This is a genomic window from Serratia surfactantfaciens (genome assembly GCF_001642805.2).
Classification (GTDB): Bacteria; Pseudomonadota; Gammaproteobacteria; order Enterobacterales; family Enterobacteriaceae; genus Serratia; species Serratia surfactantfaciens.
In genome coordinates this window covers 4,483,942-4,508,564 of the sequence record NZ_CP016948.1, presented here as the reverse complement: position 1 = coordinate 4,508,564, position 24,623 = coordinate 4,483,942, and the positions used below count along the sequence as shown (strand labels likewise).

General features: G+C 60.9%; 21 protein-coding genes. 12 read left to right on the top strand and 9 right to left on the bottom strand.

Annotated elements, in window-relative coordinates:
• Window positions 1–304: 304 nt before the first annotated feature.
• The 4 genes from sodA to ATE40_RS21065 all read left to right on the top strand — a co-directional run bounded on the left by sodA (window position 305) and on the right by ATE40_RS21065 (window position 4,632).
• Window positions 305–925, top strand: a complete 621-nt coding sequence (gene sodA / locus ATE40_RS21080) for a superoxide dismutase [Mn] (protein ID WP_004934003.1) — start codon at window positions 305–307, stop codon at window positions 923–925.
• 125 nt (window positions 926–1,050) lie between these two features.
• On the top strand, window positions 1,051–2,979 hold the full coding sequence (locus ATE40_RS21075) for a methyl-accepting chemotaxis protein (RefSeq protein WP_063918265.1): 1,929 nt from the start codon (window positions 1,051–1,053) through the stop codon (window positions 2,977–2,979).
• A 98-nt stretch (window positions 2,980–3,077) separates the two neighbouring features.
• Window positions 3,078–3,749 (top strand): 6-hydroxyaminopurine reductase, encoded by a 672-nt coding sequence (yiiM, locus tag ATE40_RS21070; protein WP_033631409.1) that lies wholly within the window; start codon window positions 3,078–3,080, stop codon window positions 3,747–3,749.
• Window positions 3,750–3,852: 103 nt separating this feature from the next.
• Window positions 3,853–4,632 (top strand): class I SAM-dependent methyltransferase, encoded by a 780-nt coding sequence (locus ATE40_RS21065; RefSeq protein WP_019455524.1) that lies wholly within the window; start codon window positions 3,853–3,855, stop codon window positions 4,630–4,632.
• A gap of 10 nt (window positions 4,633–4,642) precedes the next feature.
• Here ATE40_RS21065 and ATE40_RS21060 read toward each other — a convergent pair whose 3' ends face one another.
• Complete coding sequence (locus tag ATE40_RS21060) at window positions 4,643–5,005, bottom strand: YibL family ribosome-associated protein (protein WP_063918266.1); 363 nt, start codon at window positions 5,003–5,005, stop codon at window positions 4,643–4,645.
• Between the two features lie 73 nt (window positions 5,006–5,078).
• On the bottom strand, window positions 5,079–6,545 hold the full coding sequence (locus tag ATE40_RS21055; protein ID WP_063918267.1) for an aminotransferase-like domain-containing protein: 1,467 nt from the start codon (window positions 6,543–6,545) through the stop codon (window positions 5,079–5,081).
• Between the two features lie 142 nt (window positions 6,546–6,687).
• Here ATE40_RS21055 and ATE40_RS21050 point away from each other — a divergent pair, with 142 nt between their 5' ends.
• The gene (locus ATE40_RS21050; RefSeq protein WP_004933983.1) at window positions 6,688–7,296 is read left to right on the top strand and encodes a LysE family translocator; all 609 of its coding nucleotides are present in this window, start codon (window positions 6,688–6,690) and stop codon (window positions 7,294–7,296) included.
• Here the strand turns inward: ATE40_RS21050 and ATE40_RS21045 are convergent.
• The 4 genes from ATE40_RS21045 to ATE40_RS21030 form a co-directional block, all read right to left on the bottom strand.
• Complete coding sequence (locus ATE40_RS21045) at window positions 7,293–7,844, bottom strand: MltR family transcriptional regulator (RefSeq protein WP_016929575.1); 552 nt, start codon at window positions 7,842–7,844, stop codon at window positions 7,293–7,295. The two genes, ATE40_RS21050 and ATE40_RS21045, sit on opposite strands and share 4 nt — an antisense overlap.
• A 94-nt stretch (window positions 7,845–7,938) precedes the next feature.
• On the bottom strand, window positions 7,939–9,084 hold the full coding sequence (locus ATE40_RS21040) for a mannitol-1-phosphate 5-dehydrogenase (RefSeq protein ID WP_063918268.1): 1,146 nt from the start codon (window positions 9,082–9,084) through the stop codon (window positions 7,939–7,941).
• 58 nt (window positions 9,085–9,142) lie between these two features.
• Entirely contained in the window at window positions 9,143–11,056 is a 1,914-nt protein-coding gene (locus tag ATE40_RS21035) for a PTS mannitol transporter subunit IICBA (RefSeq protein ID WP_063918269.1), read from the bottom strand.
• Between the two features lie 544 nt (window positions 11,057–11,600).
• Window positions 11,601–12,320, bottom strand: coding sequence for a DUF3053 domain-containing protein (locus ATE40_RS21030; protein WP_019455519.1), 720 nt, complete (start codon window positions 12,318–12,320; stop codon window positions 11,601–11,603).
• A 151-nt stretch (window positions 12,321–12,471) separates the two neighbouring features.
• Between ATE40_RS21030 and ATE40_RS21025 the strand changes: the two genes are divergently transcribed.
• Window positions 12,472–13,533 carry a Fic family protein gene (locus tag ATE40_RS21025; RefSeq protein WP_244889055.1) on the top strand — a complete coding sequence of 354 codons (1,062 nt, stop codon included), beginning with the start codon at window positions 12,472–12,474 and terminating at the stop codon, window positions 13,531–13,533.
• Between the two features lie 40 nt (window positions 13,534–13,573).
• Here ATE40_RS21025 and glyS read toward each other — a convergent pair whose 3' ends face one another.
• The 3 genes from glyS to ATE40_RS21010 all read right to left on the bottom strand — a co-directional run bounded on the left by glyS (window position 13,574) and on the right by ATE40_RS21010 (window position 19,325).
• Window positions 13,574–15,643: a glycine--tRNA ligase subunit beta gene (gene glyS / locus ATE40_RS21020; protein WP_019455517.1), complete on the bottom strand. Its 2,070-nt coding sequence runs from the start codon at window positions 15,641–15,643 to the stop codon at window positions 13,574–13,576.
• A 9-nt stretch (window positions 15,644–15,652) separates the two neighbouring features.
• Window positions 15,653–16,570, bottom strand: coding sequence for a glycine--tRNA ligase subunit alpha (gene glyQ, locus ATE40_RS21015; protein WP_004933966.1), 918 nt, complete (start codon window positions 16,568–16,570; stop codon window positions 15,653–15,655).
• 766 nt (window positions 16,571–17,336) lie between these two features.
• Window positions 17,337–19,325, bottom strand: coding sequence for an autotransporter domain-containing esterase (locus ATE40_RS21010; protein ID WP_025160292.1), 1,989 nt, complete (start codon window positions 19,323–19,325; stop codon window positions 17,337–17,339).
• A gap of 196 nt (window positions 19,326–19,521) precedes the next feature.
• Here ATE40_RS21010 and ATE40_RS21005 point away from each other — a divergent pair, with 196 nt between their 5' ends.
• The 6 genes from ATE40_RS21005 to ATE40_RS20980 all read left to right on the top strand — a co-directional run bounded on the left by ATE40_RS21005 (window position 19,522) and on the right by ATE40_RS20980 (window position 24,496).
• The gene (locus tag ATE40_RS21005) at window positions 19,522–20,088 is read left to right on the top strand and encodes a DNA-3-methyladenine glycosylase I (RefSeq protein ID WP_019455515.1); all 567 of its coding nucleotides are present in this window, start codon (window positions 19,522–19,524) and stop codon (window positions 20,086–20,088) included.
• The gene (locus ATE40_RS21000; RefSeq protein ID WP_063918270.1) at window positions 20,085–20,537 is read left to right on the top strand and encodes an N-acetyltransferase; all 453 of its coding nucleotides are present in this window, start codon (window positions 20,085–20,087) and stop codon (window positions 20,535–20,537) included. The genes ATE40_RS21005 and ATE40_RS21000 overlap by 4 nt, the downstream gene beginning before the upstream one ends.
• Window positions 20,538–20,783: 246 nt before the next feature.
• Window positions 20,784–21,446 (top strand): OmpA family lipoprotein, encoded by a 663-nt coding sequence (locus ATE40_RS20995; protein ID WP_016929583.1) that lies wholly within the window; start codon window positions 20,784–20,786, stop codon window positions 21,444–21,446.
• Window positions 21,447–21,570: 124 nt separating this feature from the next.
• Window positions 21,571–22,605: a LacI family DNA-binding transcriptional regulator gene (locus tag ATE40_RS20990; RefSeq protein ID WP_019455513.1), complete on the top strand. Its 1,035-nt coding sequence runs from the start codon at window positions 21,571–21,573 to the stop codon at window positions 22,603–22,605.
• Between the two features lie 165 nt (window positions 22,606–22,770).
• A complete protein-coding gene (locus tag ATE40_RS20985; protein ID WP_063918271.1) occupies window positions 22,771–23,523 on the top strand; it encodes a sugar phosphate isomerase/epimerase family protein in 753 nt (250 codons plus the stop codon).
• A 7-nt stretch (window positions 23,524–23,530) separates the two neighbouring features.
• On the top strand, window positions 23,531–24,496 hold the full coding sequence (locus tag ATE40_RS20980) for a sugar kinase (protein ID WP_025160293.1): 966 nt from the start codon (window positions 23,531–23,533) through the stop codon (window positions 24,494–24,496).
• The last annotated feature ends 127 nt before the right edge of the window (window positions 24,497–24,623 follow it).

Sequence of the window (24,623 nt, the reverse complement as noted above, 5' to 3'; positions counted from 1 at the left end):
GTGGTTGTTACACACTCGTGCTCATTCAGTGAACGCATTGGCACATTTCGATACATTTCGGCGTCTGTACAGGCCCGGCGCTCTCTACAGTATAGAGAGTAACCAACATGTCGGCGCGAGGGCATCAGGTGGCGCTCAAGGCTTCTTTTCTATCAGTCTGTTAACGCAGCGATTTGTTCATTAACCACACACTTCACAGGGCATTGATAATCATTTTCAATATCATTTAATTAACTATAATGATCCGACTGCTTACGCGGTGCTCGCCCTTTGCGCCGCCCATACACCACTGGAGATGATGATTATGAGTTATTCACTGCCATCCCTGCCGTACGCTTACGACGCACTGGAACCGCATTTCGACAAGCAGACGATGGAAATCCATCACACCAAACACCACCAGACCTATGTCAACAACGCCAACACCGTGCTGGAAGCCTACCCTGAGCTGGCCAAATACAGCGTTGAAGAGCTGATCCAGGATCTGGATAAAGTGCCTGCCGACAAACGCACCTTCATGCGCAACAACGCCGGCGGCCACGCCAACCACAGCTTCTTCTGGAAAAACCTGAAAACCGGCACCACGCTGGGCGGCGATCTGAAAGCGGCCATCGAGCGCGATTTCGGCAGCGTTGAGAAATTCCAGGAAGAGTTCGAGAAAGCCGCAGCCACCCGCTTCGGTTCCGGTTGGGCCTGGCTGGTGCTGAAAGACGGCAAACTGGCCGTGGTGTCTACCGCCAACCAGGACAGCCCGCTGATGGGCGAAGCCGTCGCCGGCGCTTCCGGTTTCCCAATCATCGGTCTGGACGTGTGGGAACACGCTTACTACCTGAAATATCAGAACAAACGCCCTGACTACATCAAGGCGTTCTGGAACGTGGTCAACTGGGACGAAGCGGCCGCACGCTTCGCTGCGAAGAAGTAATTCGCCCCCGCTGATGAAGATGCCCGCCGCCGGCGGGTATTTTTTTGCCTGAAATCCGCTAAAGTTTGACCACTTCTTGCCGATGGTTTGTTCAATTGACGTTCGCCCGGAGAAGGAAAAACGCTATGGCGGCATTGCAAGCATTGGCAGGAAAGTTCACTCATCTCACCGTAGGTAAAAAGCTCGGTCTCGGCTTCGCGCTGTTGCTGCTGTTGGCGGTCGTCATCGCCGGCACCGGAGCGCAATACCTGCACATCATCGAATCCCGCGCCGATCGCATCGACTTCAGCAACCGGCTGAACGAGGAGATCAATCAGGCCAAATACAACCGCGCCATGTATGGCCAGACCTACCAGCCGGAATATATTCAGAACAATCGCGCCAATATCGACAACGCCGTCAAACTGATAGACCAGGGGCAGGCGCTGGACTGGGACGCCCAAAGCCGCAAGGATCTGCAGCGTCTGGTGACGCTGATCGGGGAATACCAGCAGCAGCAAAAAGTCTTTGAGCAGGCGGTGGCGGCCAAAGATGCGGTGCGCCAGAGCTGGAACATGTCGGAAGTGCAGGCCAGCCTGAGCCAGGTGGAACGTCAGCTGACCAACGGCGATCTGCAGCTGGCCTTTATCCAGCTGAACCAAAAGCTGACCCAGGTGCGCTACGGCGCGCGCGGCCTGCTACTGAGCCTGAACAAGGAAACCGAGGCGCCGCTGATGGCGGCCATTGACGACGCGCGTGACGCGGCCAACGCCCTGAGCCGCCGGGTCAGCGACGCGCAGCGCCCGCAGCTGCAGCCGCTGCTGGCCGCTTTGGACGATTACAAAAACCGCATTGCGGCCTACCTGCCGGCCTATGAGCACGAGCAACAGATCAGCCGGCAGCTCGGCGAACGCGCGCAGGCGATCGGCACGCTGGTGAACGCCTTTATGCAGGACGAGCTGGTGCAAACGCGCAACAACATCAATCTGGCGCAGCTGCAGATGGGCATCACCACCCTGATCGCCATCATCGCCGGGGTCCTTATCGCCTGGCGCATCACGCTGCAGATCACCCGTCCTCTGCACAGCACGCTGGCGATGGCGGAACGCATCGCCAGCGGCGACCTGCGCCAGGCGCAGACCAGCACCCGCCGCGATGAGCTGGGGCAGCTGCTGAACGCGGTGGCGGCGATGAGCCAAAATCTGCGCACCATGATTGAAAAGATCCAGATGGGCGTCAGCCAGGTTTCCACCGCCTCGGCGGAAATCGCCGCCGGCAACACCGATCTCTCTTCCCGTACCGAACAGCAGGCGGCAGCGGTCGAGGAAACCGCCGCCAGCATGGAACAGCTGACCGCCACGGTGAAACAGAACGCCGACAACGCCCATCACGCCAATCAGCTGGCCACCGACGCTTCGCAGACCGCGCAGCAGGGCGGCAAGCTGGTGGAAAACGTGGTCAGCACCATGCGCGATATCTCCAGCAGTTCGCAGCGTATCGCCGAAATTACCACCCTGATCAACGGTATTGCCTTCCAGACCAACATCCTGGCGCTCAACGCCGCAGTGGAAGCAGCACGCGCCGGCGAACAGGGCCGCGGCTTCTCGGTGGTTGCCAGCGAAGTGCGCAGCCTGGCGAGCCGCAGCGCCCAGGCAGCCAAAGAGATCGAAGGGCTGATCGCCGAATCGGTCAGCCGGGTGAAAACCGGCACCGAACTGGTGGAAAGCACCGGCAACACCATGGAGCAGATCGTCCGCTCGGTTACCCACGTGCGCGACATCATGGCCGAGATCGCCGCCGCCTCCGATGAACAGACGCGCGGCATCGCCCAGATTGGCCAGGCGATCGTAGAAATGGACCACACCACCCAGCAGAACGCCGCGTTGGTGGAAGAGTCCGCCGCCGCCGCCGATTCGCTGGAAGAGCAGGCGGAGATGCTGCTGCAGAGCGTTTCGGTGTTCCGCTTGGCGGAACAGACCGAGCCCGTCGCCGCCAAAGCCGCCGCGCCGAAAGCGCCGGTCGTCAAACCCGCGGCCGCCAACGCCGCAGCGGAAGAGAACTGGACCACCTTCTGACGCCCCGCCGCCCGCCTGATTATTTCGGGCGGGTTGTTATGTCCCCCCGGCGCAACTCAGGCTATGCTGAGCCCTCGACGCGAGACACGGAGGCGCACATGCATCACCCAGACGTTTACATCGGCAGCATTCAACCCTATGAAGGCGGGCGCCCCAGCGCCATCGCCAAGCGCCAGGTGGATGGCGCCATCCGGCTCACGCCGCTCGGCCTGGAAGGTGACGAACAGGCGGAGAAAAGCTATCACGGCGGGCCGGACCGCGCGCTGTGCCACTACCCGCGCGAGCATTACCTCCACTGGCGCGAGCAGTTTCCGGCGCAGGCGGAGCAGTTTTGCGCCCCGGCCTTCGGCGAGAATCTCTCCACCGAAGGGCTGACCGAGCACAACGTGTTTATGGGCGACATCTTCCGCTGGGGTGAGGCGCTGATCCAGGTCACTCAGCCGCGCTCGCCGTGCTTCAAACTCAATTATCACTTCGCGATCGAGGATATTTCGGTGCTGATGCAGCAAAGCGGCCGCTGCGGCTGGCTGTATCGGGTGGTGTCGCCGGGCGCGGTCAGCGGCGACCGTCCACTGGAGCTGGCGGCGCGCAGCAGCGACGTGACGGTCGCCGAAGCTATCGCCATCGCCTGGCATATGCCGTTCGACGCGGAACAGTACCGCCGCCTGTTGGCGGTGGCCGGCCTCTCCGCCAGCTGGAGCAAGACCATGCTCACGCGGCTCGCCGAAGGACGCCTCGAGGACTTCAATCGCCGCCTGCTCGGCCGTTGAACACGCGGGCGGAAAAGATGAAAAACGTGCGCCGGATGCCGCGCTAAACATTTTCTTCCGCCTATACTGTAGCCGCACGTTTTTTCAGCCAGGAGCCAGGTATATGACCACCCCGACCCATTCGATTCATCACGCCGCCGCCGAAGGCTATCAGGCCAATGCCGATCGCTATGTGAAAGGCCGGCCGGATTACCCGCCGGAAATCGCCGTCTGGCTGCGTGACGTCATCGGTTTGCACGCCGGCATGACGGTTATCGATCTCGGTGCCGGCACCGGCAAGTTCACCCCGCGCCTGCTGGAAACCGGCGCGCAGGTGATCGCCGTCGAACCGGTGCCGCAAATGCTGGAAAAATTGTCGGCGGCGCTGCCGCAGGTGAAAACGCTGGCGGGCACCGCCGAGGCGATCCCGCTGCCGGACGAGTCGGTCGATGCCGTGGTGTGCGCCCAATCCTTCCACTGGTTCGCCACGCCGCAGGCGCTGGCGGAAATCCAGCGCATTCTCAAGCCCGGCGGCAAACTCGGTCTGGTGTGGAACATGCGCGATGCGCGCGTCGGTTGGGTGCGTAAACTGAATCAGATCGTCGATCGCCACGAAGGCGATGCGCCGCGTTTCTATACCGGTGAATGGCGCAAGTTCTTCCCGTTCAAAGGCTTTGAACCTCTGCAGGAGCAGGTGTTTATGCTGGGCCACCGGGGCGCAGTGGAGGACGTGATCTACAACCGCGTGCGTTCAACCAGCTTTATCGCCGCGCTGCCGCAGCCGCAACAGGAGCAGGTTATCGATCAATTGCGCCAACTGGTGGCGGAAGAAGAGGAGCTGCAGGGCCAGGACACGATAACCGTGCCCTATCAGACCAAGGCGTATTTCACCACCAAGGTCTGACGCCCGGGGTTCAGAACGCTTTCTTGGCGTAACCGGTGACCGCTTTCAGGCCCATCTCACGGCCCAGCGCGGTCATCGGGTGCACCACGATCAGCCCACGCGCGCTTTTCTTCAGCGCGCCCATATCGGCCTGCTCTTTCTTGGTGATTTCACGGCTGAACGGCAGCTTGCTCAGCTTTTGCGCTTCGGCGCTCAGCTTTTCGCCGCGCACGTTTTTCAGGCGCTCGATCTCCGCCGCCAGCTTCTCTTTTTCTTTGGTGTGCTGCGCGATCAACTCAGGATTGCCCTGTTGGATCACGGTGGCGTCTTTGTGGTTCAAGGCGTCCAGCAGGTCGCTCAGGCGCTTGATCTCTGCCTTTTCTTTCTCTTTCATGGTCTCTGGCCCATTGTGCCCAAAAGGACACGCTAATCAACAATACCGGCATTGTAGCAAAAGGCGCGCGCCGTTACCCGTCCTGCGCAATACCGGGCGGCAGGCCGCTCATCTCGCAGGCTTTGGCACCCAGCCGGGCCAGCGCCTGGGTGTAACGCGCGTTGAACGGGTAGCAGCAGGAGAGCCGTAGCGCGTTGCGGTAGCGCCCGCTGGGGGAATACAGGGTGCCCGGCGTCAAACAGATCTGCTCCTCCAGCAGTTGATGGAACAGCGCCACGCTGTCCACGTTAGGAGGGAACTCGACCCAAAACACGAAGCCGCCCGCCGGCTGCGTGGCCAGCGTGCCGCGCGGGAAATGCCGGGCGATCAGCGCCCGCGCCTCGTCCACCTGAGCGGCGTAGCGCTTACGCAGGTTGCGCAAATGGTGATCGTAGCCGCCGCTCTCCAGGAAGGTCGCCAGCGTTTCCGACAGTAGCTGCGACTCGGACATCGACGACACCGCCTTCAGCTTGCGCAACGCCTCATGGAAACGGCCGCCGCAGATCCAGCCGACGCGAAAATCCGGCGCCAGCGTTTTGGTGAAGCTGGAGCAAAACAGCACCCAGCCGTCGCGATCGAACGCCTTCACCGCCGGTGACAGCGCGCCACCGAACTGGATCTCGGCATACAGCCCGTCTTCAATCAACGGCACCTGATGATCGTTCATCAGCCGCGCTAGCCGCTTTTTCGCCGCCAGCGGCATGGTGCAACCCAGCGGGTTTTGCACCGTCGGCATGGCGATCACCGCATTCAGCCGCTTCTCGTTCAATAGCAGTTCCAGCGCATCCAGCGACAGCCCCAGCTGTGGGTCGGTGGGGATTTCCAGCGCTTTCAGCCCCAGGCTGGCCAGCAGCGGCAGCAGATAAAAGTAGGTCGGCGACTCCAGCCCGACGCAGTCGCCCGGTTGGGTGGTGACGCGCAGCGCCAGCTGCAGCGCTTCCATGCAGCCGTGGGTCAGCACCACGTCGCCCGGCTCCAGCAGCATACCCAGCGTCATCGAGCGGCGGGCGATCTGCTGGCGCAGCCGCAGGCTGCCGGGCGGCAACGGGTACTGCCCGATCAGATCCGGCTGGCGGCGCAGCTGAGAGGACAGCATGCGCCCCAGCTTGCCGCCGGGATAGAAATCGCTGGTCTGCGGGCAGGCCAGCGCAATGTTGGTGAAGGCCGGGTTTTGCTGGGCGGCGAACACCGTATCGATCAGCGCCAGCACGTCGTCCGCCGGCGGTTCGATACGGCCACTGGGCGCCGAGGCCATCTTCAGCGCCGGCAGCGTGCTGCGCACATAAAACCCCGACTGTGGCCGTGCTTCAATCAGCCCGCGATCCTCCAGCGTGCGGTAAGCCGACACCACGGTATTGATGCTGACGCGATGGGTTTGCGCACAGCGCCGCACCGAGGGCAAGCGGTCACCGGGCAGCAGCGTGCCGCGGCGAATGGCCTCAGCCAGCGTATCCGCCAGCTGCAGGTAACGGGTATCCGGGGTCTCATCGAGCAGGGTCACAGTTTCTCTCCAGGCAATGGGTACAGTTTACATTTCGTACAACTGTAACCATGACAATATACGATTTGTGATTCTGTCACCATCCCATCGCAGCGATTATGCTGATCCTCTCGTTATCACCGTCATTTTCAAGGAACCTGCCATGCTGGACTCCGCCTTTGTCAGCTACGTCACCGTCATGTCGATCACCCCCGGCCCCAACAACCTGCTGCTGGCCTCGTCGGGCGTCAACTTCGGCCTGCGCCGCACCCTGCCGATGCTGTTCGGCATCTGCGTCGGCTGCGCGGTGCAGCTGGCGATCATTATCCCGCTGCTGGCGCTGGCGTTGAGCTGGGCCGGCGTCATCCGCTTCCCGCTGGCGGTGATCGGCTGCGCCTACCTGCTGTGGCTGTCGTGGAAACTATTCCAGGCCGCCTCGCCGGACGCCAAAGAGCAGGCGCAGCCGATGAGCCTGCTCAACGGCGCGCTGTTTCAGGCGGTCAATCCCAAGGCCTGGCTGATGGTGATCAACGTGGCGATCCTGTTCACCCCGCGCGAAGGCGCCACCTTTGTCCATACGCTGTCGGTCATCGCCGGTTTCGCGCTGCTGAACTTGCCTTGCGTGCTGCTGTGGGCGGTGCTGGGCGATCGGTTGCGCAACGCGCTGCGGGTCACCTGGAAACTGCGGGTGTTCAACGGCGCGATGTCAGGCCTGATGGCCGCCACCGCGCTGTGGTTGCTGTTCGACGAGTGGCGCGCGGCCTTTGCTTAGCCGCGGCCGAGAGGAGAAAGCCGGGAGGGTTGTTTGGCGCCGATACCGGCGATCAGATCGGTAATGGACAGCACCATGGTGGAGCGCACCATCTGCTGATAGCGCTGGCGCTGCATGGCGATCAGCGCTTCATCCGCCTCACCCGGCTGCAGGAAGGTCGGCACCGGCGGCAGCGCAGCCACGCAGTGCAGCTCGCCGAACGGTCCGAGGATTTCGTCGTCAACGAAGCGGTATTCCGAACCGTCATGGTTCAGCTCTTCCCGCATCGCCATCAGCAGCTCGGCGTCTTCATATTCGTGGCGGGAAATCACCCCCAGCCCGTACATCAGCTTCAGGCGCACCGACAGCTCCCCCAACGGGCCGCTGCCGGACAATAGCGGTTCGACGGCATATTTCACCGCGTAGTCGTCCTTGCGAAATACCTGCACCACCAGCACGTTGAGCGCTTCCGCCAGCAGCTCTACCGCCGCGATCAGGAAGCTGCGCACCGTTTTGCCCGCGTTCAGCTTTTCCAGAACCTGGTTTTCAAATGCCTGTGCTTCTTCCATCGTCGCTTTTCGAAAGGCGTGGGGAGGGCCGTCGATGCCGAACTCGGGTTGCAGGAGCGCAGCAAGCTGCGCTCGGGTGTTCATCATCACGGATCTACTTGTGCATGGCGTTATACACAGCAACGGCCTGTTCTACAACCTCGCTTTCCGCCGGCAAGCCGGAAATTTGCGCCAGCGCGGCTTTCGGCCCCAGGGTGCTCAGCAGTTCCGCCAATTCCAGCGCCTGCGGATCCTGTTCGCTGCGGTAACTCATGGCGGCGGCGATGCCCTGGATCAGGTTGGCGTGCGGCAGGCCATATTCCAGCGTGCCCAGCAACGGCTTGATCAGGCGATCGCCAGCGCTCAGTTTGCGCAGCGGCTGGCGCCCTACGCGCTCGACGTCGTCATGCAGATACGGGTTTTCAAAGCGGCCGAGGATTTTATTGATGTAGGCGGCGTGCTTATCGGCGTCAAAGCCATAGCGCTTGATCAGCACCGCGCCGCTCTCTTCCATCGCCCCTTTCACCACGCGGCGGATCGCCGGGTCAAGAATGGCGTCGCGAATGGTTTGCAACCCAGCCAGCTGGCCGAGATAGGCGGTGATGGCGTGACCGGTGTTGAGGGTGAACAGCTTGCGCTCGACGAAAGCCATCAGGTTATCGGTCAGCTCCATGCCGGCGATCGCCGGAGGCTGGCCTTTAAACTGCGTCTGGTCGACGATCCATTCGCTAAAGGTTTCCACTGTGACTTCCAGCGGATCGCTGCTGTCCGCCGGCGGCACGATGCGGTCGACCGCCGAATCGACGAAGCCGACGTGCTGCTCAACCCATGCTTGCTCGTCCTGCGGCAGCGCGGCAAACACGTGCTGCTTCAGCTGGCTGGTGCCGCGCACCATGTTCTCACAGGCGATGATGTTCAGCGGCTGCGCATTGCCCTGCTGATGGCGCAACACCAACCCTTTGGCGATCGTGCCGGCGATTTTGGCGAGAATTTGCGGGCCCACGGCGGTGGTCACCAGATCCGCCTCGGCGATCAGCGCTACCGCGGCTTCGCTGCCGCTGTTGACGGCGCTGACGTTGTTGACGCTCTCTACGCGCTCTTGTTCGCCCACCACGTGCACCTGGTAGCTTTTACGGCTGTTCAGCAGATCCAGCACCGTTTGATTGACGTCGGCGAAGGTCAGCTCAACGCCCGCGTCCGCCAGCAGCTTGCCGATAAAACCGCGGCCGATGTTCCCTGCGCCAAAATGTAATGCTTTCATAACTCTACCTTCTTAATGTCGAAGGGTGCAGCAAGCTGCACCCTTTAAAATGATTCTGTTATCCGGCTTTTTTGCCGCCGAGCAGGTCCAGCACTTCCTGGACGCTGGTGGTATTAGCCAGCCGCTCGATCACGCTCTCGTCATCCAGCGCGTTGGTCAGGCTGGTGATCACCTGGATATGCTCGTTGTTGCGCGCGGCAATGCCGATCACCAGGCGCGCCACTTCGTCCTCTTCATCGCCGAAGCGCACGCCCTGCGGGTATTGGCAGAACACCACGCCGGTACGCAGCACCCGGTCTTTAGCCTCGATGGTGCCGTGCGGCACGGCGATCGACTCGCCCAGGTAGGTGGACGTGAGCTTTTCGCGCTCCAGCATCGCCGGCACGTATTCCGGCTCAACGTAGCCGCCCTTCACCAGCTGCTCGCCGGCGAAACGGATCGCCTGCTCTTTGTCGCTGGCCTGCAGGTTGAGGAACACGTTGCTCTCGCTTAGCTTGAACAGCCCCTGTTCGCCGGCCTCTGCAGCCGCGTGCGCGCCGCTCTGCGGGGCCGCTGCGGCAGCGGTATTCACCGCCAGCAAACGCTCGACCAGATCGCCATACAGCTTGCTGTCGAGGAAGTTGGTCAGTGAAATGTGCTGGGCCTGCGGCGCATGGCGCATCGCGCGTTCTGTCAGATCGCGGTGGGTGATCACCAGGTCCACATCGTCCGGCAGACTGTTGATGGCGCTGTTGGTCACCGAGATGTTCTTCAGCCCGGCGTCGGCCACTTTCTTGCGCAGCACCCCGGCGCCCATGGCGCTGGAGCCCATGCCCGCATCGCAGGCGACGATGATTTTGCGCACGGTGCTCAGATCGCCATCGACCGCCGCCGGCGCTGCCGCGCCGCCCTTGGACTGCGATTTCATCTCTTGCACGCGACGGGTCGCGGCTTCCAGATCGTCATCCTCTTTCACCTTGGAGGTTTTCAGCAGGAAAGCGGACACCACGAAGGAGACGGCAAAGGCTGCGAACACCGCTGCAATGTTGGCGAAATAGGCGCCTTTCGGGGTCATCGCCAGCACCGCCAGAATCGACCCAGGGGAAGCCGGAGACACCAGGCCACCGTTCAGCATCGTCAGGGTAAAGACGCCGGTCATGCCGCCCAGGATCACCGCCAGCAGCAGACGTGGGTTCATCAGCACGTACGGGAAGTAGATTTCGTGGATGCCGCCCAGGAAGTGAATGATCGCTGCACCGCCGGCGGATTGCTTGGCGCTGCCGCGGCCGAAGAACATGTAGGCCATCAGCACGCCCATGCCCGGGCCTGGGTTGGCTTCAATCAGGAAGAACACCGACTTGCCGGCTTCCGTGGCCTGCTGAATGCCCAGCGGCGAGAAGATGCCGTGGTTGATGGCGTTGTTCAGGAACAGGATTTTCGCCGGTTCAACGAAGATGGACGCCAACGGCAGCAGGTTGTTCGTCACCATCACGTGCACACCCGCCGCCAGCAGTTTGGAGAGCACCTCCACCAGCGGCCCGATGCCCAGGAAGGCCAGGATCGCCAGCAACATGCCGATGATGCCGGCGGAGAAGTTGTTCACCAGCATTTCAAAGCCGCTTTTGATCTTGCCGTCCACCCAGCGGTCGAAGTGCTTGATAGCCCAGCCGCCCAGCGGGCCGGCGATCATCGCGCCGAGGAACATCGGCATGTCGGCGCCGACGATGACGCCCATGGTGGTGATGGCGCCGACTACGCCGCCGCGATCGCCGCCTACCAGTCGCCCGCCGGTGTAGCCGATCAGCAACGGCAGCAGGTAGGTGATCATCGGGCCGACCAGCTTGGCTAAGGTTTCATTCGGCAGCCAGCCGGTTGGAATGAACAGTGCGGTGATAATCCCCCAGGCGATAAAGGCGCCGATGTTGGGCATCACCATGTTGCTCAGGAAGCGGCCAAAGTTTTGCACTTTAACCTTGATGTCTGGTGAAAACATAAAACACACCCCTATTGTTACGCGCTGACAATAGAGCGCGTGATTATTGTTGTGACGATCCAGCCGTGTTGCCGCTGTATGCGAAACGGACTCTATCACGCTGTTTTTGTCACGCGAACTTCACGAATTTTTTGTGATACAAATCACATATAACACCCCAACAAACCACCACTTATAGTGATGCCGATCACAATTATGGCGTGTAAGAAAAGCACAGTGAGAAAGAAATCGCCTTAAAACCCGCAATAAAGTGATGCGCATCACATTTTTAACTTGGTGTTTTGTTTTTAAATTGTGACAAACATCACAATTTATTTTTGACCGCCGCGCCCGATAACAACGCGCTGTTTGATCTTCCCTGTGAGCACTCATCCCGCCGGGAACTAGCGAAGTGATGAGTGAAAGAAAACTACATTGCCTAATGAATGGATTAATTGAAGTGTAGTACAGAAGCCTGCGCAATAAGCCAGCAAGTTATTGGAAACGCTGAGGGGGGAAATAAAACAGGCCGGCAATGCCGGCCTGTCTCTCGTGCGCGGGGGCGTTATTGCGTCACGCTTTGAATGGTTTTCTGCGCGTTCACCAGGTTCTGCTGTTTAGCCACCAGATTCGACATCATGGTGTTGTATTGCGCCACCTGTTGCGCGGTGCGGAACTGCACGCCGTTGTTGTTAAAGCTGACCTGATTGCCCTGGCTCTGCAGGAAATCGCCAACCTGCACCAGATCCTGCACGAAGCTGGCGGTGGTCGGGATCGCCGGCATCAGGGCGTTGGCCGGCGCGGTGACGATCTTGTCATAGGCCTGGTTGTACACCGCCTTCAGATCGTCGGGCTGCTTCAGCGCCGCACGGGCGGTATCCGCCTGCGATTTGGCGGACTGGATCTGCTGGCCCAGCAGGTTCAATGCTCCGACCGATTGCTGCAGCGCGTCGCGTTTGTTCAGGTAGTCCTGCGCGGTGCGGATCTGGTTAATCTGGTCCAGCGCCGGCGTCAGGCTGGCGCCGACCGATTTGGACAACTGCTGGGAAAAACCGACCAAAATCGCGTAATCGCCGGCATAGTTGCCGAACTTCTGTTTCTGGTCTTCGCTCAGCGTGGGGATGTTCGCCCCGCTGCGCATCACGGTATTCTGTAAGTAATCAATGAATGCTTTGCGCTGTTCCGGCTCTTTATCGCCGCAGGCGGTCAATTGCATGACCACCAACAATGCCAATACCGGTGCCAACCAACGCGCGAAAACTCTGCTCTGGATCCCTACCGCCATGTGACATAACTCCTGTTATAAACCTGCTTTTTCATTGGACTCCGCCCCTTTTTCTGCACTCCGTGCGCCTATAAGAATAGATCAACTGGCGGCGTTCCGATACGCGATTCCGCTTGCGGTGAACATTGTCTGGTTAAAAACGGCGTACTGCGTGTACCACGTACGCATGGTACACTTTTCCAACGTTTATCGCCGGGCCAACTTGCTCATGTCCTCTTATCAACCGCCGTTGACCATCACCCCCTCCATTCTGCATCTGGCGACAGACGTAGGGGCAGCGTTGGCCCATTTGACAATGCAAGCGGAACAAGAGCATGCGTTGCAGCTAAGGCGCATCAATCGGATCCGCACCATTCAAGGTTCGTTGGCGATCGAAGGCAATACCCTGAGCGAAGAGCAGATCACCGCTATCATCGCAGGTAAACGCGTCATCGCCCCTCCGCGAGACGTTCAGGAAGCGATGAATGCCATCCATTGCTATACCAACCTGAATCATTGGCATCCCGAAAATGAACGCCATCTGCTTGCCGCACATGGGATGCTGATGAACAGCTTGCTACCTGATGCCGGCCGCTATCGTCAGAGCGGCGTCGGCGTGATGAACGGCAACGTCGTGATCCATATGGCTCCCCCGGCGGAACGCGTACCGTTGCTGATCCGCCAACTGCTCATCTGGCTGCAACAAACCGATCTGCCACCGCTGATCGGCAGCTGCGTATTTCACTATGAATTCGAATTCATCCACCCGTTTGCCGATGGAAACGGCCGCATGGGACGGTTGTGGCAAACGCTGATTTTGTCACGCTGGGATCCGTTGTTCGCCAACGTGCCGGTTGAGAGCCTGGTGCATGATAACCAGTCCGGATATTACCAAGCGCTGAATGCCAGCAACCAAAAAACCGATTGTTCACCCTTCGTTGAATTCATGCTGGAAATGATTCTAAAAGCGCTTGAGCTGAGTATTACCCCCCAAGTCACCCCCCAAGTCACCCCCCAAGTCGCTGACTTGCTGGCGACGCTGCAAGGTGAGATGTCGCGAGAAGCACTCCAGAATGTTCTACAGTTGCAGGATCGAAAATCTTTCCGCGAACGCTATCTCCAACCGGCCTTGAATGCCGGTTGGATTGAAATGACGCTACCGGATAAGCCCAAGAGCCGTTTACAACGCTATCGCTTGACCGCAGCCGGTATCAAACAGTTACGCCAGCCATAAAAAAGGCGCCCGCAGGCGCCTTTTCACAGCACAGAGCCGTTTACTGCAGTACGGAGATATCCGCCACCTGCAGGAACAGTTCTCGCAGTTTGCTCAGCAGCGTCAGACGATTCACGCGCACTTCCGCATCGTCCGCCATTACCATCACGTTGTCGAAGAACGCATCCACCGGCTCACGCAGCGCAGCCAGTTCCACCAGCGCTTCCTGGTAGTTGCCCGCCGCGAAGTACGGCTGCAGCTTGTCGCGCAGCACCACCAGGTGGGTCGCCAACTGGATCTCCGCCGCGTCCTTCAGCACCGAGGCGCGCACGCTGTCGTTCAGCGTTTCGGTAGATTTGGCCAGGATGTTGGAGACGCGTTTGTTGGCCGCAGCCAACGCCGCCGCTTCGTCCAGCGTGCGGAAGTGGGATACCGCCTTGACGCGTGCGTCGAAGTCGGCCGGCTTGGTCGGACGGCGCGCCAGCACCGCCTGAATGGTATCGACCGCGTGGCCTTCTTCCTGATACCAGGCGCGGAAGCGGCCCAGCATGAATTCCACCACCTCATCGACCACTTTGGCGTTGGTCAGCTTGCTGCCGTACAGGCGCACGGCCTCTTCGGTCAGAGTCTGCAGATCCAGCGGCAGGTTTTTCTCGACGATGATGCGCAGCACGCCCAGCGCGGCGCGGCGCAGCGCGAACGGGTCTTTATCGCCTTTCGGATGCTGCCCGATGCCGAAGATGCCGGCCAGGGTGTCCATCTTGTCGGCGATCGCCAGTGAACAAGCCACCAGCGACTGCGGCAGCGCATCACCGGCGTAGCGCGGCTGATACTGCTCGTTCAGCGCAACGGCGACGTCTTCCGCCTCACCGTCGTGGCGCGCGTAGTGCATGCCCATCACGCCCTGGGTGTCGGTGAATTCGAACACCATGTTGGTCATCAGGTCGCACTTCGACAGCAGGCCCGCACGGGTGGCGTGGTTGACGTCGGCGCCGATCTGGCCGGCAACCCAGCCCGCCAGCGCCTGAATGCGATCGGTCTTGTCGCGCAGGGTGCCCAACTGCTGTTGGAACAGCACGGTTTCCAGGCGCGGCAGATTGTCTTCCAGACGTTTCTTGCGGTCGGTGTTGAAGAAGAACTCGGCGTCGGCCAGACGCGGACGCACCACCTTCTCGTTACCGGAGATGATCTGCTGCGGGTCTTTCGACTCGATGTTGGCCACGAAGATAAAGTTCGGCAGCAGTTTGCCCGCGGCGTCGTACACCGGGAAATACTTCTGATCGCCCTTCATGGTGTACACCAGCGCTTCCGCCGGCACCGCCAGGAATTTCTCTTCGAATTTGGCGGTCAGCACCACCGGCCATTCCACCAGCGAGGCCACTTCTTCCAGCAGGCTGTCGCTCAGATCGGCCTTGCCGCCAATCTTCTGCGCCGCCAGCTCGGCGTCGCGCTTGATGAGCGCTTTACGCGCTTCATAGTCGGCGACCACTTTGCCACGCTCCAGCAAGATCTGCGGGTATTGGTCGGCGTTGTCGAGGGTAAACTCGGCTTCGCCCATGAAGCGGTGGCCGCGCACGGTACGCGCAGAGTCGATGCCCAGCACGGTGCCCGGGATCAGATCGGCGCCCAGCAGCATCGTGACGGTGTGCACCGGACGCACGAACTGCACGTCAGAATCGCCCCAGCGCATCAGTTTCGGGATCGGCAGCTTGCCGAGCGCGGTGCTGACCATGCCGGCCAGCAGTTGCTGCGCCGACTGGCCTTTGACGTGGGCGCGGTACATCAACCACTCGCCCTTGTCGGTCACCAGGCGTTCAGCCTGATCGACGGTGATGCCGCAGCCGCGCGCCCAGCCTTCGGCCGCTTTGCTCGGTTTGCCTTCGGCGTCGAACGCTTGAGCGATCGCCGGGCCGCGTTTTTCAATTTCGCGATCGGCCTGCGCCGCGCTCAGGTTGGCCACTTTCAGCGCCAGGCGGCGCGGTGCGGCGAACCAGCTCACTTCACCGTGTTCCAGGCCGGCGTTATCCAGCTCGGCAGTGAAGTTGGCGGCGAAAGATTCCGCCAGGGAACGAAGAGCCTTCGGCGGCAGCTCTTCCGTGCCGATTTCCACCAGGAAAGTCTGTTGAGTCATGGCTGCCTCTTAGTTCTCGTTCTTCTTGTTGCACATCGGGAAGCCCAGCGCTTCGCGGGAAGCGTAGTAGGCTTCGGCAACGGCTTTGGTCAGCGTGCGGATGCGCAGAATGTAGCGTTGACGCTCGGTCACCGAAATCGCCTTGCGCGCGTCCAGCAGGTTGAAGGTATGACCCGCCTTCAGGATGCGTTCGTAGGCCGGCAGCGGCAGCGGTTTTTCCAGCGCCAGCAGCGACTGGGCCTCTTTCTCGTACTGCTCGAAGCAGGAGAACAGGAAGTCGACGTCGGCGTATTCGAAGTTGTAGGTGGACTGCTCCACTTCGTTCTGGTGGAACACGTCGCCGTAGGTGGTGACGCCCAGCGGGCCGTTGCTCCACACCAGATCATACACGCTGTCCACGCCCTGGATGTACATCGCCAGACGCTCCAGACCGTAGGTGATCTCGCCGGTTACCGGCTTGCACTCCAGGCCGCCGACCTGCTGGAAGTAGGTGAACTGCGTCACTTCCATGCCGTTCAGCCACACTTCCCAACCCAGGCCCCAGGCGCCGAGCGTCGGGTTTTCCCAGTTGTCTTCCACGAAGCGGATGTCGTGGATGGTCGGATCCAGACCCAGCTCTTTCAACGAGCCCAGGTAGAGTTCCTGAATGTTGTCCGGCGATGGCTTAATCACCACCTGGAACTGGTAGTAGTGCTGCAGACGGTTCGGGTTTTCGCCGTAGCGGCCGTCGGTCGGACGGCGGGATGGCTGCACGTAGGCGGCGGCCATCGGCTCCGGCCCCAGTGCACGCAGGCACGTCATCGGGTGTGAGGTTCCCGCGCCGACTTCCATGTCCAATGGTTGAACGATGGTGCAGCCCTGGCGCGCCCAATAATCCTGCAGTGTCAGGATCAGGCCCTGGAAGGTCTTGGTATCAAACTTTTGCATGTTGAATTCGCACGCGATACAAGTGGATTTAGATGGAATGAGCCAGTATACCCGTTGACCGTAAGATATACAGCCAGAATCCGGCAACAAGTGCGAATCGGGGCGAGAAGCGCTGGATTTTCGCGCGCGGCGCGCGCAGGACAGGACGCCGGTTAGCCGGCTTATTTCACCGGCGACGAACGTGGCGAAAATACGGCCCGCCAAAAACATTAGAATAACTTAACAAAAAACGAGACTAATCGTTGCTTAAATCGTCACTTATTCGCCCACAGCACCTGTTCTCATCAACCCTATTTACGCAGATTGAAATGCACACATGCTTATATTTGCCACAGGGCAAAGTTACGCCAATGTTATTTTTGTTAATTTTATCAACTAAAAAACTCGCCTCACCGGCAGATAATGTGACTAAGCGCCAAATTATTTCTTATATCGTGAAAAATAAGGCGATATCACGCGACGGGCCGATGCAGCGACTCGAGGAGAAACAAGCGGATATGTAATACGCCAACAATGAGCCACAGAAACCCATTGACAGTTAATCTTTGGTTATACAATAATAATTAAAATTTTCCCTGGTGTTGGCCAAGTGGCTACCTGATCCTTTCATAGGATCAGTTTTTTTTTGTATTTCCGTCAGCGTCATGACGGCCCGCATAATTAATTCCCGTCCGCTTCCTCTTAATTAGCTTCCCTTATACGAACGTATCGCTTACGCATTGCCATTTAGCGCGCCTTTGGCAAACGCGCTCTGCAGGCAATCCATTCAAAAACGCGCGCTGACGCCGACGTTATACATAAACTGCTCGCCGCTGCTCAGCCCGCCGGTTTGCGAGACGGTGGCGAAGGCCGATACCCTGTCCGTCAGCGGCATGTTGGCCCCCAGCGTGACATCCACCCAGTTTTTGTCCTGGCCCGCACTGTCGCGGGTAAACGAGGTTTGCGTCGATTTCAGGCCACCGCCGGCGCGGTAGACGTCGTCGCCGAACTGATGCTGATAGCTCACTTCCGCATAAGGGTTAAATACGCCGAATTGCGTATCCAGCCGCCAGCCCAGCGCACCAATCTGCGAGTGGTAGGTTTGATCGTTGAAGCGCATGGCGGTGCTGTCATCGCCGTCTTCGCTGTAGCCGGAAACGCGGCTGTAATCCCAGGCGAACTGCGCCACCGGCCCGGTGGTCAGGTAAGAAGCGATCGGGAAGTCATAGCCGGCAGTCACGCGCGCGCCCCACTGCTTGCCGGAAGTCGAACCGGTTTCGGTACGCGTCAGCGGCCCCAGCCGCATGCTGCGGCGAATATCGTCATAATCCATCGCCGCATAGTGCAGATCGGCGTTGACCCAACCGTGCTCGAATATCGCCAGCGAACTGAAGGCCGACAGCAGCAGCCCACGCGCCTTGTAATCATAACGGCTGGAAGGATGCTGATCGTCGTTGGAACCGGCGATCAACGCACCGATCAACCAGCCGTCGGTCAGCTGATAGTCCACGCCGACGGTCAGGTTGTGGGTGGTGGCGTTGCCGTCCCCCGCCGCCCGGTTATCGGCATAGTCGTAGTGCTGGCCGGCGTAACCGCCGAACACGCCCAGCGAGCCCTGCGGGTTTTCGCCGTGGCGCAGCTGCTGGAAGCGGCTGTCGAGCGTGGCGCGGCTGTCGCGCGCCATCGCCGCCGTCGCCTGATTCAGCGCCACCACCTGCGCCGGGCCATCCAACACCGCCTGGATATAATCCGCAATCAGCAGGTGCGCCTGCGGGCTCGGGTGGAAGTGGTCGGAGAACAGATAGGATTGGCTGGCATCGAAGCCGGGCATGTCGGAACGGCAGACCGCCGAGGAAACGCCCGGCGGACAAGCCATGCCGGCGGTGTTGGCGAAGCCGAACTGCGCCGGATTGGCGATCGCTTCGGCAAACAGTTTGTTGACGTCCACCCGCACGATATTGCCGCCGCCCTGCGCCAGCAAACGGTCTTCACTTTGATTATAGAAATCGGTCAGCTGACCGGCCTGCGCGCTCAGGCTGTCATACGCCGCGATGAGCTGGGTGGCGATCGCCTGCTGCACCTGAGGAATGGCGCTGCCCTGCTTCGCCGCAGCGGCCAACGCCGCGTGGATCGCCTGCGTGCGTGACGCGTTGTCCGGCGTCGCCAGCGAATTGAGCGTGGCGTAGGCCGCCTGGATTGCCGCCCCCTGCACCGGAGACAGTGCCTGTTGAATGATCAACTCCATCAGCTGCGGCGTGGAGCCGATGTTCGGCACCGTCGGCACGATCACCGTGCCGGCGCCGGCGTTCAGCAGCGAATGCACCTGCGCGGCGGCGGCCGCCGCGCTGTTATAGGCCACACCGGGTGCGGTCGCGGCGTTCAACGCCGCCGCCGCCAGATCGTTACCGCCGATCCAATGAATGTACAAACCGTCGCCATCGGCCTGGCCGTTAACCCGGTTCAGATAGCGCTGCACCTGATCCTGGGTATTATCGACCGGATTCAGGCCCGGCACCGCCACGGCGCCGCCGGCGGCATAGTTTTCACCGCCGTTGTCCGAAGCCACCAGCGCCGCGCCGATGCGCTGCGCCAACGCCTCGTCGTACAGCAGATGCTGGCTGCCGTCATAGGTGAACCGGCCGTTGTTGCCGGTATCGCTCAGGCTGTCGCCAAAGACGTAGAGTTGGTCATACGCCTGAGCCGGAAGGGTCACACTGCAAAGTAGCGCCACTGCAAGCGCCGCCGGGCGGGGCATGCACGTTATTTTTAGAGGCATGAATCGACTCCTGAGAGCCTGCAAATGAAGGCAATATCGTTTTTATCGTTGACCGGTTTTCCACCGGCCATGTAGTAACTATTGTCGGCTTTTCCGTCACGTCAAGCGGGCTGATGACAAAACAATCAGAGGCTTGCCAAGTTCGCCGCTTCGAGCGATGATTACTGTTCATAAATACAGCATAAGGACATTCAGGATGGCAGACGAACGTTGCGGTTGGGTGACGGCCGATCCGTTGTATCTCGAGTATCACGACAAGGAATGGGGCGCGCCCACCACCGACGCGCGCGAGCTGTTTGAAATGCTCTGTCTGGAGGGGCAACAGGCCGGCCTTTCCTGGATCACCGTGCTGAAAAAGCGCGAGAACTACCGCCGCGCTTTCCACCAGTTCGATCCGCAGCGGGTCGCCGCCATGAGCGAGCAGGACGTGGAACGATTGCTGCAGGACAGCGGCATCATCCGCCATCGCGGCAAGATAGAAGCCATTATCACCAACGCCAGGGCCTATCTGGCGATGGAGGAGGCCGGGGAGAATTTCGTCACCTTCATTTGGGATTTCGTCGGCGGCCAACCGCAGCTCAACCGCTGGCAAGCGCTAAGCCAGGTCCCGGCTAAAACCGAGCAGTCCGACGCCATGTCCAAGGCGCTGAAAAAGCGCGGCTTCAAGTTTATCGGCTCCACCATCTGTTACGCCTTCATGCAGGCCAGCGGGCTGGTGAACGATCACCTGACGGGGTGCATGTGCTACCCAAAGCCACGGTGATCCGCCCCAGCGGCCTGGAGGATATCGACCGGCTGATGGCGCTGTGGCTGCCCAGCACCATCGCCGCCCATCCGTTCGTGGCGGAAAAATACTGGCGCGAGAGCGCCGCGCTGGTACGAGAAAACTACCTGCCGCGCGCGCAAAGCTGGGCCTGCTGGCATGACGACGAGATCGTCGGCTTTATCAGCGTGCTGGACGAGCAGTTCATCGGCGCGCTGTTCGTCGATCGGGCGTTCCACGGCCGCGGCGTCGCCCAGGCGCTGATGGCGCATGTGCAGCAGCGCTACCGCCGGCTCAGCCTGGAGGTTTATCAGCAGAACCTGCGCGCCTGCGCGTTCTACCACAAGCACGGTTTTCAGGTGACGCAGCGCCTGTTCAACGACGAAACCCTGGCCTATACGCTGATCATGAACTGGCCGGCAATCGAAAATTCAACCGGTTGCGGTTAAAAAAGGCGCATTCACACCCCGGCGGCGCGCAATTAGGAATCCGCTGCATGGCGCCGCCCGGCATTTTGTCGCATAACACCCCCCAGCACTCCCCCGCGCTCATCATTTGTCACGCTTTTCTCCGGAACTGCCGGCGAACCAGCGCGTCATAGTAGCGCGGTGGCGCGGGCTTCCCGCGGCGCCCATTTTTTGCGCCCCCGTTTTGGGCCGGCGCGTACAGATTTTGATGCCATTAAGGACAAGAACATGAAAAAACGCATTGCCATTATTGCCGGCGCAGTGAGCGTAGCGCTCACCCTGTCGGCCTGTACCACCAACCCTTACACCGGCGAATCCGAAGTCGGTAAATCCGGTATCGGTGCAGGCCTCGGGGCCGCACTGGGCGCCGGCGTCGGCGTGCTGTCCTCCTCCAAGAAAGATCGCGGCAAAGGCGCGCTGATCGGCGCGGCGGCCGGTGCGGCGCTCGGCGGCGGCGCGGGTTATTACATGGATGTGCAAGAAGCCAAACTGCGCGATAAGATGAAAGGCACCGGCGTCAGCGTCACCCGCCAGGGCGACAACATCGTGCTGAACATGCCGAACAACGTGACCTTCGACAGCAGCAGCGCCACGCTGAAACCGGCGGGCGCCAACACCCTGACCGGCGTCGCCATGGTGCTGAAAGAGTATCCGAAAACCGCGGTCAACGTGGTCGGCTACACCGACAGCACCGGTTCTCGCTCGCTCAACATGAACCTGTCGCAACAGCGCGCCGACGGCGTAGCCAGCGCGCTGATCACTCAGGGCGTGGCGGCGAACCGTATTCGCACCACCGGCGCCGGCCCGGACAACCCGATCGCCTCCAACAGCACCGCGGAAGGCAAGGCGCAGAACCGTCGCGTCGAGATCACCCTCAGCCCGCTGCAGTAATCCCGTGCGGGGCGCAACCGACGCCCCGCCGCTTCCTCCCGACTTTCTCCTTATCCTTCAACATTCCCGCTCGCACATCGGGTATGGTAGTCTCCTTGGCAATTAACCGCGGGAGAGATCGGCTGTGAGCACAGGCAAGGCAACGCGCGCCTCAGGACGCGCCACCATCAGCGATGTGGCAAGCATCGCCAAAACCGGCAAGACCAGCGTGTCGCGCTATCTGAATGGTGAACAGCACCTGCTTTCCGACGATCTCAAACAGCGCATCGAACAGGCCATTCAGCAGCTCGACTACCGGCCAAGCCAGATGGCGCGCAGCCTGAAAGGCGGCCAGACCCGCCTGATCGGCCTGATCCTCGCCGATATCACCAACCCCTATTCGGTGGACGTGATGCGCGGTATTGAAGCCGCCTGTCGCCAACACGGTTTTACCCTGCTGGTGTGTAACACCAACAACGAAGTCAATCAGGAGCAGCACTATCTGCAGCTGCTCAGCAGTTATCGGGTGGAAGGCATCGTGGTCAACGCGGTCGGCATGCGCGAGGAAGCCTTATCCACGCTGCAACAGTCGATGCTGCCGATGGTGCTGATCGACCGCAAGATCCCCGACTTCGCCTGCGACGTGGTGGGCCTGAACAACCGCGAAGCCGCCACCGTCGCCACCGAACATCTGCTGCAACAAGGTTTCGAAGCGATCCTGTTCCTCAGCGAGCCGCTCGGCACGGTCAACACCCGTCTGGAACGCCTGCACGCCTTCAGGCATACCATGGCGCAGCACCCCGCGCTGTTGGCGGAGCAGGCCGAAACGCCGCTCAACGATCGGCAGAAGCTGGAGCAAGTGTTGAGCGATTTCAGCGGCCGCCATCGCGGCATGCGCAAGGCGGTGATCTCCGCCAATGGCGCCCTGACGCTGCAGGTGGCGCGCGCCATGCGCCGGCTGGGCATCCAGTGGGGTAACGACATCGGCCTGCTGGGCTTTGATGAACTGGAGTGGGCGGAGCTGGCGGGCGTCGGCATCACCACGCTGAAGCAGCCCACCTACCAAATGGGGCACGCGGCGCTGGAGCGGCTGGTGCAGCGCATTCAGGGCCTGGCCGCCCCCAGTGGCGATCAAATGTTCTCCGGCGAGCTGATCGTCCGCGGCTCCACCACCCGCTGACTGACTTTCCCATGGGCCGTTGACCGCCCCTCCGCATCGGCTGTTTTTTGCTCAGCTTCGTGATTGCGATCATATTTTTACACTCTGTCGCTTTCCGCTGGAACCGGTTCCATTTAACGTATCGGTAACAGCAGCGGCGGCGACAATGCCGCCTCAGGAGTCAAAATGAAAACAGAAATCATCGTGGTCACCGGCGCCTACGGCACCGATACCGTCAAACAACACGGCGGCCAGCGCGCGCTGTTGCCCCTCATCGCCGGTGCCGGCGCCGACGGCGTCGAGATCCGCCGCGAACTGTTCGCCGCCGGCGAGCTGGACAGTCTGCCGGCGCTGGCGCAGGAGATCGAGCGCCAGCAACTGTTCTCCGTCTATTCCGCCCCTGAGGCGCTGTTCACCCCGCAACATACGCTGAACCCCAACCTGCCGGCGCTGCTGGCGGAGGCACAGGCGCTGAATGCGCGCCAGCTGAAGCTGTCCCTCGGCCATTTCCGCCCCGGCTTCGACTTTACCGAGCTGAAAGTGGCGCTGGAACAACATCCGGTCAAGCTGGTGGTAGAAAACGACCAGACGCCGGACTGCGGCATTTTGTCGATGCTGAACGCCTTTTTCCATGCGGCGGAAGATAGCCACCTGCCGGTCAGCATGACCTTCGATATGGCCAACTGGCTGTGGGTAGGACAAGACGCCTTCGCCGCCGCCGATCGCCTGGCCCGTCACGTCGGTTACGTGCACGTCAAAGCCGCCACCCAAGGCCCACGCGGCTGGCGCGCCGTGGCGCTGGACGATACCGACGGCAGCTGGCGCGATCTCTTGGCCCGCCTGCCGCACGACGCGCCGCGCGGCATCGAATTCCCGTTGCAGGGCGATGATCTGGAAGCCGTCACCCGCCATTACGTCAATATTTTGCGTGCGGAGTAACCCCATGATGACAACGTTAACGGCAACGACGGCGCAGCAGGCGCCCCTGGATGTGGTCACGCTGGGCGAAGCCATGGCGATGTTCGTGGCGGCACAGACCGGCGATCTGGCGGAGGTGGAAACCTTCACCAAACGCATCGCCGGCGCCGAACTGAACGTGGCGATCGGCCTGGCGCGCCTGGGCATGAACGTCGGCTGGGTCAGCCGCGTCGGCAACGACTCGTTCGGCCGCTTCACCCTGCAGCAGCTGAAAAAAGAGGGCATCAACTACCGGCAGGTCACGGTTGACGGCCAGTATCCGACCGGTTTTCAGGTGAAGTCCAAAACCACCGATGGTACCGATCCCAGCGTGGAGTATTTCCGCAAAGGCTCGGCGGCCAGCCACCTGTCGGTCGCCGATTTCAACCGTGAGTATTTCGCTTCAGCGCGCCACCTGCACCTGAGCGGCGTAGCGGCGGCGCTGTCCAGCCAATCGCTGGCGCTGTGCCACCATGCGGCGCGCGAAATGCGCGCCCTGGGCAAAACCATTTCGTTCGACCCCAACCTGCGCCCGGTGCTGTGGCCCAGCCGCGAGGTGATGATCGAGCAGCTCAACCAGCTGGCGTTCGCCGCCGATTGGGTGCTGCCGGGGCTGAAAGAGGGGCAGATCCTCACCGGCCAATCGACGCCGGAAGGCATCGCCGATTTCTATCTGGAGCGCGGCGTGCAGGCGGTGATCATCAAAACCGGCCCGGACGGCGCCTGGTTTAAAACCGCCGCCGGCGATAAAGCGGCAGTGGCTGCGGTCAAGGTCGACAACGTGGTGGATACCGTGGGCGCAGGTGACGGCTTTGCCGTCGGCACCCTCAGCGCCCTGCTGGAAGGCAAAACGCTGAAACAGGCGGTTCAACGCGGCAACAAAATCGGCTCGCTGGCGATCCAGGCCATCGGCGACAGCGAAGGCTTGCCGACCCGCGCGGCGCTGGCCGAATAATAATAAAAAAATACGACTTCTCCGCATGACGTCAGCCTCTGGCCCTACAACCGGGACGCGTCGGGAGAGCATCTGCCCCTTCTTCTGGCATGCCGGCGAAGGGGATGCAACACCACTGAAGGATACT